This is a genomic window from Winogradskyella marina, from assembly GCF_015645385.1.
Classification (GTDB): Bacteria; Bacteroidota; Bacteroidia; order Flavobacteriales; family Flavobacteriaceae; genus Winogradskyella; species Winogradskyella marina.
Genome location: NZ_JADOET010000004.1, coordinates 161,866 through 181,586 on the forward strand (window position 1 = coordinate 161,866; position 19,721 = coordinate 181,586).

Annotated in this window: 15 protein-coding genes; 9 read left to right on the forward strand and 6 right to left on the reverse strand. The window is 34.0% G+C overall.

The features are described 5' to 3' along the window. Window position 1 precedes the first annotated feature (1 nt). The 3 genes from ITJ86_RS06990 to ITJ86_RS07000 all read right to left on the reverse strand — a co-directional run bounded on the left by ITJ86_RS06990 (window position 2) and on the right by ITJ86_RS07000 (window position 5,507). Window positions 2–691 (reverse strand): DUF4294 domain-containing protein, encoded by a 690-nt coding sequence (locus ITJ86_RS06990; protein ID WP_195870910.1) that lies wholly within the window; start codon window positions 689–691, stop codon window positions 2–4. A gap of 219 nt (window positions 692–910) precedes the next feature. Next, the gene (locus ITJ86_RS06995; protein WP_195870911.1) at window positions 911–4,594 is read right to left on the reverse strand and encodes an ABC transporter permease/M1 family aminopeptidase; all 3,684 of its coding nucleotides are present in this window, start codon (window positions 4,592–4,594) and stop codon (window positions 911–913) included. A gap of 22 nt (window positions 4,595–4,616) precedes the next feature. Beyond that, window positions 4,617–5,507: an ABC transporter ATP-binding protein gene (locus tag ITJ86_RS07000; protein WP_195870912.1), complete on the reverse strand. Its 891-nt coding sequence runs from the start codon at window positions 5,505–5,507 to the stop codon at window positions 4,617–4,619. 130 nt (window positions 5,508–5,637) lie between these two features. Between ITJ86_RS07000 and ITJ86_RS07005 the strand changes: the two genes are divergently transcribed. The 7 genes from ITJ86_RS07005 (at window position 5,638) to ITJ86_RS07035 (ending at window position 13,409) form a co-directional block, all read left to right on the forward strand. Next, window positions 5,638–6,726 (forward strand): M42 family metallopeptidase, encoded by a 1,089-nt coding sequence (locus tag ITJ86_RS07005; protein ID WP_195870913.1) that lies wholly within the window; start codon window positions 5,638–5,640, stop codon window positions 6,724–6,726. A 182-nt stretch (window positions 6,727–6,908) separates the two neighbouring features. Further along, window positions 6,909–7,466 carry an NUDIX hydrolase gene (locus ITJ86_RS07010; RefSeq protein WP_195870914.1) on the forward strand — a complete coding sequence of 186 codons (558 nt, stop codon included), beginning with the start codon at window positions 6,909–6,911 and terminating at the stop codon, window positions 7,464–7,466. Continuing rightward, the gene (locus tag ITJ86_RS07015) at window positions 7,463–8,140 is read left to right on the forward strand and encodes a PrsW family intramembrane metalloprotease (RefSeq protein WP_195870915.1); all 678 of its coding nucleotides are present in this window, start codon (window positions 7,463–7,465) and stop codon (window positions 8,138–8,140) included. The genes ITJ86_RS07010 and ITJ86_RS07015 overlap by 4 nt, the downstream gene beginning before the upstream one ends. Before the next feature lie 83 nt (window positions 8,141–8,223). Beyond that, complete coding sequence (locus ITJ86_RS07020) at window positions 8,224–8,703, forward strand: acetyl-CoA carboxylase biotin carboxyl carrier protein subunit (protein WP_195870916.1); 480 nt, start codon at window positions 8,224–8,226, stop codon at window positions 8,701–8,703. Between the two features lie 84 nt (window positions 8,704–8,787). Next, window positions 8,788–10,227: an acetyl-CoA carboxylase biotin carboxylase subunit gene (accC, locus tag ITJ86_RS07025; protein ID WP_195870917.1), complete on the forward strand. Its 1,440-nt coding sequence runs from the start codon at window positions 8,788–8,790 to the stop codon at window positions 10,225–10,227. Window positions 10,228–10,363: 136 nt separating this feature from the next. Next, window positions 10,364–11,905: an acyl-CoA carboxylase subunit beta gene (locus tag ITJ86_RS07030; RefSeq protein WP_195870918.1), complete on the forward strand. Its 1,542-nt coding sequence runs from the start codon at window positions 10,364–10,366 to the stop codon at window positions 11,903–11,905. Between the two features lie 292 nt (window positions 11,906–12,197). Next, window positions 12,198–13,409: a multidrug effflux MFS transporter gene (locus ITJ86_RS07035; protein ID WP_195870919.1), complete on the forward strand. Its 1,212-nt coding sequence runs from the start codon at window positions 12,198–12,200 to the stop codon at window positions 13,407–13,409. On the opposite strand, the gene ITJ86_RS07040 is transcribed toward ITJ86_RS07035, so the two are convergent. Next, window positions 13,406–14,026 (reverse strand): L-threonylcarbamoyladenylate synthase, encoded by a 621-nt coding sequence (locus tag ITJ86_RS07040; protein WP_195870920.1) that lies wholly within the window; start codon window positions 14,024–14,026, stop codon window positions 13,406–13,408. The genes ITJ86_RS07035 and ITJ86_RS07040 overlap by 4 nt on opposite strands. Before the next feature lie 50 nt (window positions 14,027–14,076). Between ITJ86_RS07040 and ITJ86_RS07045 the strand changes: the two genes are divergently transcribed. After that, window positions 14,077–14,940 carry an alpha/beta hydrolase gene (locus tag ITJ86_RS07045; RefSeq protein WP_195870921.1) on the forward strand — a complete coding sequence of 288 codons (864 nt, stop codon included), beginning with the start codon at window positions 14,077–14,079 and terminating at the stop codon, window positions 14,938–14,940. On the opposite strand, the gene ITJ86_RS07050 is transcribed toward ITJ86_RS07045, so the two are convergent. Next, entirely contained in the window at window positions 14,937–17,279 is a 2,343-nt protein-coding gene (locus ITJ86_RS07050) for an ATP-dependent helicase (protein ID WP_195870922.1), read from the reverse strand. The two genes, ITJ86_RS07045 and ITJ86_RS07050, sit on opposite strands and share 4 nt — an antisense overlap. A gap of 169 nt (window positions 17,280–17,448) precedes the next feature. Further along, a complete protein-coding gene (locus tag ITJ86_RS07055) occupies window positions 17,449–19,011 on the reverse strand; it encodes a hypothetical protein (RefSeq protein WP_195870923.1) in 1,563 nt (520 codons plus the stop codon). A gap of 131 nt (window positions 19,012–19,142) precedes the next feature. Here ITJ86_RS07055 and ITJ86_RS07060 point away from each other — a divergent pair, with 131 nt between their 5' ends. After that, window positions 19,143–19,664 carry a DUF7935 family protein gene (locus ITJ86_RS07060; protein WP_195870924.1) on the forward strand — a complete coding sequence of 174 codons (522 nt, stop codon included), beginning with the start codon at window positions 19,143–19,145 and terminating at the stop codon, window positions 19,662–19,664. Window positions 19,665–19,721 lie beyond the last annotated feature (57 nt).

Sequence of the window (19,721 nt, forward strand, 5' to 3'; positions counted from 1 at the left end):
TTTATTCTTTAGAATTAATCGTGTTTTTTGGTTGAGACCATTTGTTTAAACTCTCGTAAAAATCAATTTCAAAAGCTGGTTCTTGCCGTATTAATTGTTCACTTCTAAAAGCGCGCTGTAGAATATCTTCAATTAAATAATCTTCCTCTTCATTAATTGGACTAAATTCTTTTTTCAAAGAAATATCGAACAAACTTGCTGTACTATTAAACCAAAAGGCTCGCCAACCACTTCGTAATTCTTTAATAAGCTCAAAGGTTGTTTTTCCGGTTTGTCTGTGAATGAGTTTCACTAAAATCTGGCCTTCGGTTTTGGTGAGTTTCTTTAATTCCGCTGAAAATTCGTCTTCAATATAATTCTGAATAATTTTAGCGTACCGTTTTTTGTCACGCTTACGTTCTAAAGCATCTAAGCGCTCTTGTAAAGACTCTAATCGTTCTGCAGCCAACTTGGCATAAGGATATACTTTTAGAGTTTTTCGTCTTAAAATAATGTATCGAATTCGAGCGGCTCTGTCCTCAAACTTTAAATTAGGTAACACTAGAACTTCCTTTAATTTTACCGACGTTACAGGCACGGAATCTCCTTCAATAATCATATAATGCACTTCTGTAGAATCTTGTTTTACAGGATCTTCTTGTGCACTTATCGCAACTGAAAAAAACAATGCTATATAGGTAATATACTTCATGAACTAGTCTAACGCCAAAATCGTTCCAATGTTACATTCTTAACAATTTCAAAATTAGTAATATTTACAGTCTATACCCTTAAATTATTATTAATATTATAAAACTTTTTCAAACTTTTATAAACCAAAAGACCTTTCAAATGCAAACGATTTGAAAGGTCTTAGTATGATGTTTCACTGAATCAATTCAGCTTCTCAATTAAATTATTACAAGGCGTGTTAGTCCTCTGTACTTTCCGTCAGGCTCCCAATGGACTGACGATTATCTCCAGACATTCTATCAATTAATTTGTTGTACGGATCTACACCTACTTCAGTTGGTTTTTCATCGACAATAATTGAAACGGTATTATCTATTGATGTGATTTTATGTTTCTTAAGATAAAGTTCCTTTTCTTTCATTTTTCCATCGACTTCATGTTCTGTAAAAATCCCAATATCTATATAATCTTGAAGTGGTAATGATAAGATTGGCTTCTCCTTCCCTTCTGCTAAAAACGAAATGGAATCTTTTCCTTTGTCAGTAAAAATCTGCTTTCCTTTTTCGTTATTTCTGTATTTACTCACTTCAAACTCAATGTCTACTTGATATTTACCATTAGCTAATTCGGTAGTGGTTACGTTTTTGGTTTTATTGTCATATAACGTTATGGTTTCAAACATGTCCGTAATTACATATTGTAAACTGTCTGGTGTTACGGCCTTAATATGATTGACCATATCGATAGACGTGGTATAAGGTGGCTCTTGAAACTTCACTTTTTCAACATAAGTTTTTAACGCTCCATTTAGCACATCTTCTCCAATATAATCACTCAATGCATAAAACACCAATGAGCCTTTTTGATAGCGAATATAACCTTGACCATCGTTATACATTAATGGTTTTTCACGCTTACGCTCAAAGGTTCTCCTGAGTAAATAATCATCTAACGATTTTCTCAAAAACTTACGCATTTGCGTTTTTCCAAGTTCTTTTTCTAACACTTTTAGAGCGACGTATTCCGATAAACTTTCAGATAACATAGTTGCCCCCAAAACATCGGCTCCTATAACTTGGTGTGCCCACCATTGGTGTGCAACTTCGTGAACTGTAATTGCATACATAAAGTTTAAGCCAGCATCATCTTCGTCTGCATCCTCGTCTACAACAGCGATAAAACCTACATCTCCAGAAAACGGTATTGTATTAGGAAATGACTGTGCAAATCCTCCACTCGGAAACTCTATAATTCGCAATTGCTTATGCTGGTATGGGCTGAAATTTTCACTGTTGTATGCCAATGAGGTTTTCATGCCATCCATCATGCTTTCTAAATTATACTCATGACCTTTGTGATAATAAATTTCGAGATTAACATCGTTCCACTTATCTTTTTTAACTTCATATTTTGCCGAATTAAAAGCGTAAAAATTCAAGATTTCACTATCCATTTTATAATGAAAATAACGTCTTCCATCTTCAACCCATTCTTTTTGAAGATAGCCTGGCGCAATAGCAATTTGGTCTTCGCTTGTGCTTACTGTAGCTTCAAAATCTATCCAATCGCTATCCTTAGAAATATAGGTATTTCCTAAGGCTGTAGAATCTGATGGATGCGGTTTTAGCTTGTTTGGTGGTAAATCATATTTCTCACGTGTTTTATCATCGGTAAGCTCTCCACCATTATAACCTAAACTCGGAAACAACGTCATATTGTTTATAAACGTTCCGTTTTCGATTACAGGCGAATTAGAAACAAATAAGGTGTTTGGCTTATTCTTAACCGTAAAATTTAAGGTCATGGTATCGCCTGGCATCATGGGCTGTTTCAACTTATAAATATCAAAATGGTATATGGTATCTTCTGAAACTAATGCGTTTTCACGACTAAATTTAAACGTACTAGGATAATCGTTATGATTTAAGAAAATACTGTCAATGGCTTTATCCGTTTTGTTGATCATTGTATATTCTCCAGACGACTCAAAATTACGTTCATCTATAAACAAGTCCATATTTACGTTTACAGCAACAATACGTGGTTGCGCATAATCTTCGTATTTTTTATACGTTTTTTCCCATTTAACTCTCAGTTCTTCAGCTTCCTTTGAAGAGTAACGATCGTTATTAATGTTAGTGCCTTTGTAAATGGTGAATCCCATGGTTAAAAATCCAGCAACAAGAACTATAAAAGCAATTGCAACAGGTGTTGTAAAACGTTGTTTTGCAATTTTTATACGTTCTTTAAATGAATGTGGTAATCCACGTACCCAAAATAGAGCTGCAATAAGCATAAACACTAAACCACATAGAACCCAATAGAATTTATAGGTTAAGTATCTGGCTAAGGAATCTCCGTAACCATTCATATCGTTATAACTAAATCCTGGACCTTCGTTGTATTTAAATACTGCTTGCTCTACTCCTGCCAAACTTAATAATGGAATTGCTACAGCAATGACTAACAATATAAACAATCCTAAATATGGATTTCTAATTACGGTTTGAATCATTAATGATAAGAATGCCCAAATCACATAATTAATCAGTTTTAACCCGAAGAGTTCCTTTATATATAAACCGATTTCAATATCGAAATAGCCCTTATACAGTTGAAACAATATACCTGCAATCATAATTACAGTAAGTAATAACACTTGCATTTTAACAATAGCAATGAATTTAGATAAAAACAACGACCAATTTGGTATTGGTGTTACATCTTCTAACCCATTAACATTGGCTATTTTGCTTCGGTTGACTAACATACCTGCATATAAAAATGTACAGATATTAATAGCAAACACAAAGGCGCTTCCTCCTCGTAGCATCAACCAAGTTCTTGGGTAAGATGCGGTTCCTGTTGGATTTCCAAAATCGGACAATGCAATGAGCACAACGATAAGGCCAACCAAGACAATACATATAAATGCCCAACTTTTAACGATGTACTTAAACTCTATATTCGAAATATTCCAAGTTGTTTTTAAATTTTGAATAAATGAATAATCGTTAGTAACTTTAGGAAGGTTAATTTTTGTGATACCTCCAAAATTACGCTTCGTAGATCGCTCTCCTTTCTGTTTTTTAAAGAGTGAAAAGGACATGGCATTCTGACTAAACGTAAAGAACTTATACACCAATCCAAACACCAAGCTTGCTACTCCTAACCAAATTAAACGGTTATAGAGAATCACTTCTTTTATCGGAATATGCAATTCATTTTGTTCGTAAGCCGTCCAATAACGTGTATAATAGTTAGATGCAGACGCACCAAAAGGATCTAATAAGGCAGACAAATAGCGACTATCTGGATCTGATAATAAACTTTCCGTTACACCTTGTACAAACAACAATAGAATAACGGTTATAAATCCTGCTGCAATGTTTCTTGTAAATGTAACGACTGCAAAAACGATGGCTCCAAACAATAAAATATTAGGTAAGATAAAAAGCCAATAGGCATCAAAATACGATTTAAAATCGAACGCAGTCACCAAATCAGAATTGGTACCTGGTAGTCTAAAACCAATAAACATGCCTATACCAATAGTTAATACAATTAGCGTAACCATCACGATAGCACTGAAAAATTTAGCAAATAAGTAATTGGCTTTGGTAAATGGATACGAATATAAAATGGAATGCATTTCACTTTTAAAATCCCTATTAATAGACGCACCAATAATAGATGGAAACAAAAAGAAAATTAAAATAGCAACGGAATTAAACAGGTTGTTTATTGAAATTGGTGAATTCACTATTCGTGCAGAACTCGTTGTTGCTGTAATACTATCGAATATGCCTGCTGTGGTTGCAGCCATTAAAACCGATAGCATAAAGAAAATAGCCATATATATGTAAGTCGCAGGTCGTTTTAACCAGTACTTCAATTCATAAAAAAATATTGTAGAAAACATAAATGTACTTTTTAGATTAAAATTAAACCGCACTTACTGGCTCGTCTTGCTTAAGTGCTATAAAGTACACATCGTCTAATTGTGGCTCAACGGATACAAAATCTTCATTGGGTTGCGAATCGTTAAACACACGAATATTGAGTGAGTTATCTTCATTATAATTAGAGGACAATAAATTGTATTGTGTTTCATGCGCTTCTAAATCATCTCTATCAATAACTTTAGTCCAAATACGACCTTGCAATTCTGCTCTTGCTTGCGATGGCGTCGATTGTTTTAAAATTTGTCCACCATTCAAAATAGCCATATCGTTACACAATTCCTTAACATCTTCAACAATATGTGTCGAAAATATGACTGTACAATTGGTGCCAACTTCTCGCAGAACATTTAAAAAACGATGACGTTCTGCTGGATCTAAGCCTGCTGTTGGTTCATCGACGATAATCAATTTCGGATTGTTTAATAGTAACTGCGCAATACCAAAACGTTGTTTCATTCCACCAGAATAACCTGCGACGTGTTTTTTACGTACATCGTACAAATTGGTAATATCTAACACTTCCTTTACTATAGCTTGTCGGTCTGTTTTTGAACTTATTCCTTTTAAAGTGGCAAAATAATCTAACAAGGCTTCTGCGGACATTTTAGGATAAACACCAAACGATTGCGGCAAATACCCCAATACTTTTCGTAAAGCCATTTTGTCTTCTAAAACATTAATATCCCCAAATTGTATTGATCCAGAATCCGGACTCTGTAATGTGGCAATCGTTCGCATTAATGAAGATTTCCCAGCGCCATTTGGACCTAAAAGACCGAACATTCCTGTTCCAATTTCAAGATTAAGATTGTCTATGGCTTTTACACCATTTTTATACGTTTTAGTAAGATTGGTAATTACTAGCTTCATCGTTTCGAAATTATGTTTAAGATTATTGATCTATTAGTGTAAAAATAGCAGAATTTGTTACAAAAATATTTTAAAAGCTATTAAAGCTTAGGAAATCCTATTATTTTTACAAAAACTCAAAACATTTATTATGGCTTCAAAAAGCATACTCAATAAAAAATCACTCGATTTTCTAGAAAAATATTTAAACAACGCTTCACCAACCGGTTACGAATGGGAAGGCCAGAAAATATGGATGGATTACTTAAAACCATATGCAGATGAATTTATAACAGACACCTATGGCTCTGCGGTTGCAGTGATTAACCCAAAGGCAAAATTTAAAGTTGTTATTGAAGGACATGCTGATGAAATTTCGTGGTATGTCAACTATATTTCTGATAACGGTTTAATTTATGTGGTTAGAAATGGAGGAAGTGACCACCAAATTGCACCAAGTAAAATTGTAAACATTCATACCAAAAACGGCATTGTTAAAGGTGTTTTTGGTTGGCCTGCAATTCATACCAGAAGTAAAGCGAAAGAACAAGCTCCAAAACCAGATAATATTACGATTGATATCGGAGCAAAAGATAAAGAAGAGGTGGATAAAATGGGAGTTCATGTAGGCTGTGTTATTACGTATCCAGATGAATTTCATATTCTGAATAAAGACAAATTTGTTTGTAGAGCTTTAGACAACAGAATGGGAGGTTTTATGATTGCTGAAGTAGCGCGTTTATTGAAAGTGAATAAAAAAACGTTACCATTCGGGCTTTATATTACTAATTCCGTTCAAGAAGAAATTGGATTGCGTGGTGCTGAAATGATTACGCAAACTATTAAGCCAAATGTAGCTATTGTTACAGACGTAACGCATGATACTACAACACCTATGATTGAGCAAAAAACACAAGGTTATGCTGAAATCGGAAAAGGACCTGTGGTAGCTTATGCACCTGCTGTGCAACAAAAATTAAGAGATTTAATTACAGATACGGCTGAAGCTAAGAAAATACCATTTCAACGTGCAGCATTATCGCGAGCAACAGGAACAGATACAGACGCCTTTGCTTATAGCAATGGAGGTGTCGCTTCTGCTCTAATTTCATTACCATTACGATATATGCACACTACTGTAGAAATGGTTCATAGAGATGATGTGGAAAATGTGATTAAATTAATTTATGAAACATTATTGAAAATAGAAGACGGAGAAACGTTTAGCTATTTCAAATAGTAATCAGAACTGTGGAGCAGTTGTCAAAAGAAGAACATTATACAAGTTTACATCCCTAAAGTCCCCTCAAGGGGACAATTCTTAAAAAAATCTTTCAGATTTTTTTAAGCGCAACAGTGAGACTGTCCCCTTGAGGGGACTTTAGGGGTGTTTTTCAACACAAAAATGTCTCTTAATAAACTATGGACGAAATTATAGACATCGTTGATAAAAACGGTCAACCAACTGGAACTACAGCTTTAAAATCTGAAGCACATGCCAAAGGGTTGTATCACAATACCATTCACTTATGGTTATTTACGTCTAGTGGTGAGATTCTACTACAACAACGCTCGCACAAAAAAACTATATTTCCATTACTCTGGGATGTTTCAGTCGCAGGACATATTGATGCTGGCGAATCATTTATTGAAGCCGCTTTACGAGAAACTAAAGAAGAAATCGGGCTAAAATTAGAACCTCATAATCTAAAACAAGTTGGTGTTTTTCTTCATGAAACCAGTTATAATGACGGTAAAATTCAAGATAATGAGTTTCATCAGGTATTTATAGCTGAATTGACTGTCGATTTAACAGATCTAATTATTCAGGAAAGTGAAGTTGAAGCTGTAAAATTAGTGTCGTTTGATGCGTTTGAAAGCTTATTAAAAGGCAGTGAAAGCAATATGCATTTTGTAACAAGTAATACTACCTATTATAAATTTATATTGAAAACAATTAAAGAACATACACTGATATGAGTTTACTTTTATTTGCCATTGCTCCTGTTCTTGCCTTACTTTTATATATCTACATTCAAGATAAATATGAAAAAGAACCTAGAGGATTACTAATTAAAAGTTTTCTATTTGGGGCTACTTTAAGCATTATAATTGTCTTTGTATTATATCTTTTTACAGGACGATTAATTCCTATAACAGATAACCATAGCATATGGCAACAATTTATACAAGCCTTTATTGTAGTTGCTTTAGCCGAAGAATTTAGCAAATATGTCATTGTAAGGTATTTCGCGCAACCTAAAAAAGCATTTAATGAACCTTATGATGGTATTGTCTATGCCGTTATGGTTTCCATGGGTTTTGCTTGTACTGAAAACATAATGTACGTTATTGAAGGTGGGCACCTTACTGCTATTTTAAGAGCATTCACAGCTGTGCCTGCTCATGCGACTTTCGGCATCCTTATGGGCTTTTATATGGGAAAAGCAAAATTCTCAAAAAATAGAGTCGTGCTTAATCTAACAGGATTATTTCTCGCTGTACTGTTTCATGGAGCCTATGATTTTTTCTTATTTATTAATTTTATTCCCGGAATTTCAATTGGTGCGTTTATCTCATTAGCCATTGGTATTATTCTATCTCGAAAAGCCATAAAAGTCCATCAGAAAAACTCAAACTTTAAAACTTTATAGATTTCATAAAATAAAACTTAATAATTTCATATTTTGCAGTAGATTAAACCATAAATCGTAAATACTGTAAAAAACCCCAGTTTATGTATAAAATAAAAGTTAATTCGGCTCATACTTTCGATGTCACAAAAGAAAGCTTGGAAGAACTAGATACTGTAAAGTCAACAAATAACAATTATCATATTCTTCAAGACCATACACCCATACATGCCGAAATTGTAACATCTAACTTCAATAGAAAATTATATACCATTAAGGTGAATAATACGGTATATAACGTTGATATTTATGATGCTTTAGATCAACAAATCGAAGCCTTAGGTTTTGAAATTGGAGCGTCTAAACAAGTCAATGATATAAAAGCACCAATGCCAGGATTAATTCTAGAAATTAACGTAAAAGAAGGACAAACCGTTACAGAAAACGACCCTTTATTAATTTTAGAAGCCATGAAAATGGAAAACGTTCTTAAATCACCACGAGATGGTGTTATAAAATCTATTCAGGTAAAGCAAGGCCAAACAGTAGATAAGAATATGCTTTTAATTGCGTTTGAAGCGTAATCAAAAGGTCTTAAATAATTTTGAATTTAACAAAACAACTATTCTACTGAAATAGAATAGAAACTGAAACAAATTCAGCATAAAATGAAAAAAATATTAATAGCAAACAGAGGGGAAATCGCCATCAGAGTCATGCGAACCGCAAAAAAAATGGGCATTAAAACAGTCGCTGTTTTTTCTGAAGCTGACCGTAATTCACCTCACGTAAAATATGCAGATCAAGCCGTTTGCATTGGTCCTGCTCCTTCAAATGAATCGTATTTAAGAGGAGATAAAATTATTGAAGTTTCAAAATCACTTCATGTAGATGGTATTCATCCAGGCTATGGATTTCTAAGTGAAAATGCTGATTTCGCAGAATTATGTGAAGCCAATGATATTCTATTTATTGGCCCACGCTCTAAAGCTATCCGAGTAATGGGAAGCAAATTGGCTGCAAAAGAAACGGTAAAAGCTTACAATATTCCTATGGTTCCTGGTACAGACGAAGCGATTACAGACATTCCTAAAGCTAAAAAAATAGCTGAAGACATCGGTTTTCCTATTCTGATTAAAGCGTCTGCTGGAGGTGGTGGAAAAGGTATGCGAATCGTAGAAAACGAAGCAGAATTTGAATCGCAAATGGACAGAGCAATAAGTGAGGCAAAAAATGCTTTTGGAGATGGTTCTGTATTTATTGAAAAATATGTAGCATCACCAAGACATATCGAAATCCAAATAATGGCAGATATGTACGGTAAGGTGATTCACTTATTTGAACGTGAATGTTCTATACAACGACGTCATCAAAAAGTTGTTGAAGAAGCACCTTCTGCCGTTTTAACACCAGAATTAAGAGAAAAAATGGGACAAGCTGCTATTAACGTAGCGCGTTCTTGTGATTATATTGGTGCTGGGACTGTAGAATTCCTATTAGATGAAAATCTAAATTTCTATTTTCTAGAAATGAATACAAGGCTTCAAGTTGAGCATCCTGTTTCAGAATGGATTGCTGGAGTTGACTTAGTGGAGCTTCAAATTAAAGTTGCCAGAGGTGAACACTTATCGCTTAAACAAGAGGATTTAAAAATCAATGGCCACGCATTAGAACTTCGTGTTTATGCAGAAGACCCGATGAACGACTTTTTACCAAGCGTAGGAAATTTAGATGTTTACAAACTTCCTGAAGGTAAAAATATACGTGTAGATAATGGTTTTGAACAAGGTATGGATATTCCAATTTATTACGACCCAATGCTTTCAAAATTAATTACTTATGGCGACACACGTGAAGAAGCTATTGAACTTATGATAAAAGCTATTAACGACTACGAGATTAAAGGTGTAGAAACCACTTTACCTTTTGGACGTTTTGTTTGCGAGCATGACGCTTTTAGAAGTGGAGACTTTGATACCCATTTTGTAAAAAAGTACTACTCACCTAGTCTCTTAGAAAAACAAGAACACATAGAAGCTGAAATAGCGGCTAAAATAGCATTGAAACATTATTTAGAAGAACAGAAAATATTACGCATACCTAATTAATCAATGGCGTTGTTATTAGTGTCACACTTATAGTCACTAATAAAACAAACGTAAATACAACTAAAAACACAAACGATTATCACATACAGCTACACTGTAGCAACTTTGCGAGAAAAAGCGAGAAACACAAAAAAGCATGGATAACAAAATAAAAACCTTAAACGATAAACTAGCTTTAGCCAAATTAGGAGGTGGACAGGCGAGAATAGATAAACAGCACCAAAAGAAAAAACTAACCGCCAGAGAACGTGTAATGTACTTATTGGACGAAGGTTCATTTGAAGAAATCGGAGCCTTAGTTACGCATAGAGCAAAAGACTTTGGAATGGAAGACCAACAGTTTTATGGAGATGGTGTCGTCACTGGTTATGGTACGGTTAATGGTAAATTGATTTACATTTTTGCTCAAGATTTCACGGTTTTTGGTGGTTCTTTATCTGAAACCCATGCCGAAAAAATTTGCAAAATAATGGATATGGCGGTTAATGTTGGCGCACCACTAATCGGTCTTAATGATTCAGGTGGAGCAAGAATCCAAGAAGGAGTACGCTCTTTGGGTGGTTACGCTGATATTTTTTATAGAAATGTTCAAGCTTCGGGTGTGATTCCTCAGATTTCTGCCATTATGGGACCGTGTGCAGGTGGAGCGGTTTATTCGCCAGCCATGACAGATTTTACGCTGATGGTTCAGGATACTAGTTATATGTTTGTAACAGGACCAAATGTGGTAAAAACCGTAACAAATGAAGAAGTAACTAGCGAAGAATTAGGTGGAGCAAGTGTGCATGCCTCTAAATCTGGTGTAGCTCATAAAACGTCGACCAATGATGTAGAGTGTTTAGAAGATATTAAAAAGCTATTGAGCTACTTACCGCAAAGTAATAAAGAAAAAGCAGATGATATCTCGTTTGAATTTAAAGATGAAGTTAGAGATACGCTTTCTAACATTGTTCCTGAAAATCCAAACAAACCTTATGACATGCATCAGGTGATTGAAGGTATCATTGACGAAGATTCTTTCTATGAAATCCATAAGGATTATGCCGAAAATATTATTGTTGGGTTTGCACGTTTAGGTGGAAAAAGTGTCGGAATTGTTGCAAATCAACCTATGTTTTTAGCAGGCGTTTTGGATGTGGATAGTTCTAAAAAAGCAGCCCGATTTGTCCGTTTTTGCGATTGTTTTAATATTCCGTTATTAGTCTTAGAAGATGTACCAGGATTTTTACCAGGAACAGATCAAGAATGGAATGGTATCATTGTAAATGGTGCAAAATTATTATATGCTTTTAGTGAGGCAACAGTGCCAAGAATTACCGTTATTACAAGAAAAGCGTATGGAGGAGCCTATGATGTCATGAACTCTAAACATATAGGAGCTGATATGAATTTCGCATGGCCAAATGCCGAAATCGCAGTGATGGGAGCTAAAGGTGCTGCAGAAATTATATTTAAACGTGAAATATCAAAAGCCGATGACAAGGAAGCTAAATGGAAAGAAAAAGAAGCCGAGTATGCTAAATTGTTTGCAAATCCTTACAGTGCGGCCGAACGTGGTTTTGTAGATGAAGTTATTATGCCTGAAACCACAAGACGTAAATTGATTAAGGCATTCAGTATGCTAGAAAATAAAACAATTGCGAAGCCAAATCGTAAGCATGGGAATATCCCTTTGTAACACAGTCGCGAAACGACAGGAATCATATAGTTTTTAATACTTTTATTATTGAAAATATCCAGACCTACTAGGTTTCCAAAACTTAGTAGGTCTTTCTACATATAGTTAATCCAATAAACGGCTATGATAGGACCAACCAAATACATCTTTATACAAATTTATTTCTTCGATTAATTTATTAAAATCTCTTTTAAACACTTACAATAATATATCGATTAACATGTTGAATGATATTTTAATATTCGCAGTATTTCTAGTAAAAAATAGGTGATTATTCTCTTACTTTTGCGCCATGCAAAATCAAAAACGGTCCCAACTAGAATTTGTAGTGTTAATGGCAGCTTTAATGTCTATTGTAGCACTATCAATCGATGCAGTTTTACCTGCTTTACCAGAAATAGGTGATTATTTAAGTAGTGTAAACGAAACCGAAAATCAAAAACTAATTACAGCTATATTTTTAGGATTAGGTTTTGGACAACTCATTTTTGGGCCATTGTCTGATAGTTTTGGTCGTAAACCTATGGTCTATTTTGGTTTTGCCGTATTTGTTATCGCTTCTATTATTTGCATTACAACTCGAAATTTTGAAATGATGCTATTTGGACGTGTTTTACAAGGCGTTGGGTTATCATCACCACGAACTATGAGTACTGCTATTGTAAGGGATTCTTATAGTGGTGACCATATGGCTAAAATTTTGTCTATCGTCACCATGACCTTTATATTAGTTCCAGTAATTGCACCAATGTTAGGGCAATTTTTATTAAATCATTTTGGATGGCATTCTATTTTTACGGTAAACTTAGCTTTTGGCTCGTTGATCATATTATGGTTTTGGCAACGACAACCCGAAACACTTCATGAAAAATATAAAAAAACGTTTCGATTCACTAATTTTAAAGCTGGAGCTATTACCTTTTTTAGAATAAAATCGGCAGTAATTTATACGCTACTTTCTGGTTTAGTTACAGGTTCTTTTATGGTGTATTTGAGTACATCTCAACAAATCTTTCAAGTTCAATACGAATTAGGAGATTTATTCCCTTACATTTTTGCCAGTTTAGCCATCACTATTGGATTATCAACATTTTTAAATAGTGCCATTGTTATTCGATTTGGTATGTGGAATTTAGTACATATTGCGTTAATAGTATTTGTCGTCAATTCTCTAATTTTTGTAATTACGTTCTGGTCTGGTATAAATCCACCTATAGAAGTTTTGATGGTCTTCTTAATGCTTCAATTTGCAAGTGTTGCTTTCTTATTTGGAAATTATAGAGCTTTAGCTATGGAGCCAATGGGACACATTGCTGGTGTTGGCGCTGCACTAAACGGGTTTATTTCAACCGTAATGGCTGTACCAATTGCTAACTTTATTGGTAGTTTTATTAAAACTTCAGTATTACCTCTTTTTATTGGCTTTTTTGTAACAGGAATAATTGGCTTGGTTTTATTTTATAGTGTAAAAAAACCTATAAGAGGAGCGTATCACAAGAACTAAAATATCTCCAATCCACCTTTACCTTCTCTGATAACCTCTGGAGGATCGACAGACAAATCGATTATAGTTGATGCTTCATTATCACCATAACCACCATCGATAACCAAATCGACTAATTTATCCCACTTTTCAAGAATTAATTCGGGATCTGTAGTGTACTCTAAAACATCATCGTCATCTCTAATAGATGTAGACACTATAGGATTACCTAAAGCTTCCACAATGGCTAAAGCTATAGAATTATCTGGAACTCTTATACCTACGGTTTTTCGTTTCTTAAATGGATTTGGCAGATTTTTAGAACCAGGCAAAATAAACGTATATGGTCCTGGTAAAGCACGTTTCAAAATTTTAAATGTTGTAGTGTCTATTTGCTTTACATAATCGCTTAGATTACTTAAATCTTTACAAACAAATGAAAAATTAGACTTTTCTAACTTCACTCCTTTTATTTGAGCAATACGCTCTAAGGCTTTGATATTGGTAATATCGCACCCCAAACCATATACGGTATCGGTTGGATAAATTACCAATCCACCGTTTTTCAACACTTTAACTACTTTTTGAATTTCCTTTGGATTCGGATTTTCGGAATATATTCTAATAAACTCAGCCATAATATGTATCTTTCAAACACGTTATACAAAGTAACTATATTTTTTTCAATATGAAACGACTAATATTTATATCCATCTTTTTTTTATCAATTTCAACATATTTATCATGTTCATCTGATCAAACTGATGATGGAAACATAGCGCCTATAAACACCAATGCATCCTACGAAGAACTAAATGTTTCTTATGGTGATGATAGCGATCAGGTTTTTGATTTATATTTGCCTGCCAATCGCACAATGGATACAAAAACTATAATTCTTGTTCATGGAGGCGGTTGGACGTCTGGCGATAAAGCTGATATGAATGAAATCAAAGATTTTATAAAGGATCAATTGCCAAACTATGCCGTGGTTAATATAAATTACCGATTAGCAGATGCGGATAATCCTCCCTATCCAATGCAAATTAATGATATTACAAGTGTTGTAAATCATTTAAAAGCTAATCAATCTGACTATACAATATCAAACGATCTTGGCTTTATTGGCACTAGTGCTGGCGCGCATTTATCCTTATTATATAGCTATGCTTTTGATTCTGACAGTAATGTTGACATGGTTGCTAGTATTGTTGGACCAACCAACTTTACTGATCCTGCTTACTTAAATAATACTGATCCACTGCTTCAAATACTTCTAAGCTCCTATGGAATAGACGCTTCAACCTCATTTTTAGAAGAAGTGAGTCCTTATCACCGAGCTACATTGACCTCGCCGCCAACTATTTTATTTTATGGCGGACAAGATCCTTTAATTCCTACAACTCAAGGCACAGCAATGCGAGATCAACTTGAAGACTTAGGTGTTACGCATCAATTTACATTATATCCTACTGAAGGACACGGTTGGGATGGTCTTAACTTATTAGATACAACAATAAAACTGCAAACGTTTATTGAAACGCATCTTTAGTCGTGCTTTGTTCTTAAGATTTCAAGCTTAGCAAAACGTAAGAGTAAGTTTTTAGTATCTCCATTCTGAAATTTAATCTCAGCTTTTGCATCTGCTCCAGTACCTTCTAATTTAATAACTTGTCCACGTCCAAAACGTTGGTGATTTACGGTATTACCTACGGTAAGTTTAGAGTCTACAGCATTAGAATCATCACTAACTTTTGCATGTTTTACGCGTTTTAACTTTTTTGGTGTACTAATTATAAATTTTTCAGGTTTCTTCATGGCTTCTTTTTTCTGAAGTTTTGCTGTTTTAGGTTTTTTGAATCTTACTTTATTTGGTTCAACATCGTCAAATATAGACGCGTCTAACATAGGGTTATGACGTTCTTTTAAAGGTGTAACGATGTTAACAAACTCATCATCAATTTCTTCGATAAAACGACTTGGTTCGGCATCAATCAGTTTTCCCCATCGGTAACGCGATAGTGTATATGTTAAATAGGCTTGTTGTTCGGCCCGCGTCAAAGCTACATAAAATAATCGACGTTCTTCCTCTAGTTCGCTTCTAGTATTCATACTCATGGCACTTGGAAATAAATCTTCTTCCATTCCTACAATAAAAACGTGCCCAAATTCTAATCCTTTTGCCATGTGAATACTCATTAAAGCCACATGGTTTGGATCACCTTTATCACCATCTAAATCGGTTGCCAACGCTACATCTTCTAAAAACTCTGCTAAAGAATCGCCTGCGTCTGCTAACTCAATTTGCCCTTCCACAAAATCTTTAATACCATTAAGTAACTCCTGGACATTATCCATTTTAGTAACACCTTCTGGTGTCCCATCTTTACCTAATTCCTTAACTAAGCCACTTGTTTTTGAAACATGCTCTGCCAAATCAAAGGCATTTGCTGTTTTATTCATCACCTTATAACTTTCTATAAGCGTAATAAAATCGCGTAGTTTATTTTTAGTTCCATTATTAATATTGATAGAAATGGAATCAATTTCCTTTATAACATCATAGATTGTTTTTCCTGTTGCATTTGCTGCAACCACTAACCTATCTAGTGTAGTTTGGCCAATGCCTCGTGCCGGATAATTAATGATTCGTTTTAAAGCTTCTTCATCTGCAGAATTAAGAATTAAACGCAAATAAGCGGTAACGTCTTTAATTTCCTTACGCTGATAGAATGATAAACCACCATAAATTCGGTATGGAAGATCTCGTTTTCTTAAGGCGTCTTCAATTGCTCTCGATTGTGCATTGGTACGATACAAAACAGCAAAGTCACTATTGTCAAGCTGATTGTTCATTTTAGTTTCCCAAATAGTACTTGCTACATAACGTCCTTCATCGGCATCTGTCATTGCGCGATGTACAATTACTTTTTCGCCCTCAACATTAGCCGTCCAAACGATTTTATCAATCTTTGTTTTGTTATGTTCAATTACAGAATTTGCAGCACCAACAATATTTTTAGTAGAACGGTAATTTTGTTCTAATCGAAACATTTTAACATCATCGTAATCCTTCTGAAAATTCAAAATGTTATTAATATTGGCACCACGAAACGCATAAATACTTTGCGCATCATCACCAACCACACAGATGTTTTGAAAACGATCTGCCAAAGCACGGACAATTAAATATTGTGAGTGGTTCGTATCCTGATACTCATCTACTAAGATATATCGAAACTTATCTTGATATTGCGCCAACACATTAGGAAAACGTGTTAATAACTCATTGGTTCTCAGCAATAAATCATCGAAATCCATAGCACCTGCCTTAAAGCAACGATCGACATATTCTTTGTAAATTTCACCCATTCGAGGTCTCCTTGCCATGGCATCTGCTTCCATTAACTCAGGGTTTTTAAAATAGGCTTTTACGGTTACAAGACTGTTTTTATAAGATGATATGCGGCTATACACCTGCTTCGTTTTATAAATATCTTTATCAAGCCCCATTTCTCTGATTATAGCACCCATTAATTTCTGAGAATCCTGAGTATCATAAATAGTAAAGTTGCTTGGATATCCTAAATGATGGCCTTCAAAACGTAAAATCTTTGCAAAAACAGAGTGAAATGTTCCCATCCAAAGGTTTTTTGCTTCATCACCAACAATATCTGCAATTCTACCTTTCATTTCTTTGGCAGCCTTATTCGTAAAGGTTAATGCTAAAATATTAAAGGCATCAATACCTTTACTCAATAAATAAGCTATACGGTACGTAAGCACACGTGTTTTTCCAGAACCTGCACCAGCAATAATAATCATTGGTCCATTCACCTGAATTGTAGGTTCTAATTGTGCATCGTTAAGTTGACTGAGATACTTTTCCAATTTAAAATTTTTTGAAGGAGTAAAATTACGGATACTACTATAGTTTACCTCATTGAAATGACATAAATTATAAACAAACTATTAAGAATTGTAGTTGTATACATATCAATAACTTATATATAAATTACTGAGATATAAATTTTATTTGACCTAAAAGCGTACAAACCGTTTATTTATTACCATCTCCAGTCATTGCAGAAAGCAAAGCCGCTTTAATACTTAACCATATAAAGTTAAATACCGATTTATTAGTGACTCGTTCTACCTCTTCTGCTTGACCGTAACGATACTTCTTTTTATCGTCTTCGCTATCCTTTGAAACGAAAAGATTAGCTAAACTAGATAAGAATTTATTTTTTTCTTTCCCGTTGCTTTTTAAAACTGAAATTTCAAATTCGTCATACTTCATTTTCATATCAATACGAGATACTATTGGGTTACCACTAATAGTAAAGTATGTTTGTTTTAATTCACCATCTAAACCAACATATAGATTAGGTTGGGTAAACTGATTCATTTGTGTCGCATCAAAAAGCCCTAAATCTGCTTTAAAAATAAACTGATCTGTTGTGTCTGCAACTTTAAAATTCCAATCGACATTTAAAGATGAATTCTCCATAAAAGTCGACTGAATTTGAATCACTGTATCATCATTACCAAAGGTGTTTCCAATGTTAGTAAATGATGCCTGCATAGCTGCAAAATCTAATCGACCAGCTTCTTCGTCTGATTTTACTTTTTCTAAATACGATATACTGCCATCTATAATTTCAACCCTTTTTAACCCTAAATTGAAATCTAAATCTCTAAGTGATGTGCCGTATAACGGCTTATACGAAAAATCGTCAGCTACTAATTTATCTCTATAAATTTCTGCATCAGGTGTGTTTAAATCGATTTTTTCTGACATAAAATAAAACACATCCTCATCATTATAACCAAAATCCATATCCAAAATTTGAATCTCTTTTACCGCTAAGTTGAAATGATCGCGTTCCTTTTCTAGAATTTTTGAATAGTCCGCTTTTGTATATTTTGTCTTTAGCTCAAAGCCTTTAAAATTGGCACTATGATGTGTTACATGCGCTGAATCTATTGTTATGTTTTCGAATTCATTGGTCGCCCATTTTATATGTTGAGCATTGCATTCATAATCTTTAAAAGTGATGTTTTTATTTGTTTTAGATTCGTTTGGATTGATTTTAAAATCTAATAACTTAAAATTAAACTTTGGAATACTTAATAGTAATGAGTCGGTATCATAATTTGAAATGAGAACATCTGCATCCTTAATTTCAATTTTATCAACCTGAATAGCTTTTTTAATTTTATCTAGAAAACTTCTATTATAATCGTCATTTTTCACCAATGGATTATGTTTGTATTTACAAATTAAGTCATTAACTACAATAGATTCCATTGAAATTTTATCATTAAAAAGAAAGTCCCAATAGCTTAGACTATTAACTTCTATGGTGTAGGATTCCGTTTCAAGAATTACTTTATCCGTAGTTTCACCATTAACGATAACATAAGGCGAAAACAATGTTAAGTTACCACTCCATACTGAAGCTTCAATTGAAGCATATGTTACATCTACTGTTTTTGGCAGGTCGTCGATGGCATTCTTAATTTTACGTTCAATTATAATATTTGTTATAAAGGTGAGGATCATTATTACAACACCTACAACAGCGATTATAACTCCAGATTTTTTATATTTTGAATTCATATTTATGGTGATAAAATTTCTAAATCTTTAAATTAAATTAACTTTACATTTTAATGTTTTAAATTACTCAAATCAAATTATGTATTTTAACGATTTCATAATTAATCTTAACTCATAAAAAATCAGTTTAAATGGATATTGATAACATTATCGAATTATTATTTAGTATTGCTCCTGCATTAGTCGTTGGTGCAATTGCTTACTATTTCTTTAAACAACACATAGAAAATGAAAATAGCCGTAGACGTTTCTTGTTACAAAAAGATTTGCAAAAAGAAACCTTTCCATTACGTTTACAAGCCTACGAACGTATGGCTCTTTTTTTAGAGCGAATTGCTCCGGCAAAACTACTCACAAGAGTTCACCCAACATCTTCAAATAAAGAAGATTACGAAAGTTTACTTATCGCAACCATAGAGCAAGAATTTGAACATAATTTATCGCAACAAATTTATGTTAGCGATCAATGTTGGTCTATTACACAAGCTGCAAAAAATGCAACAATTCAGTTGATTAGGAAAGCGACACAACACGAAAATACAGATACTGCAAACAAGCTTCGTGAAGTTATTTTAACCGAACTTATGGACAAACCTGCTCCTAGTAATGCTGCGCTTGCTTTTATAAAACAGGAAGTTAGCGATATGTGGTAGGTGAAGTTGGAAGTGCGAAGCTCGAAGTTGGAAGTTGGAAGTTGGAAGTTGAAAGTT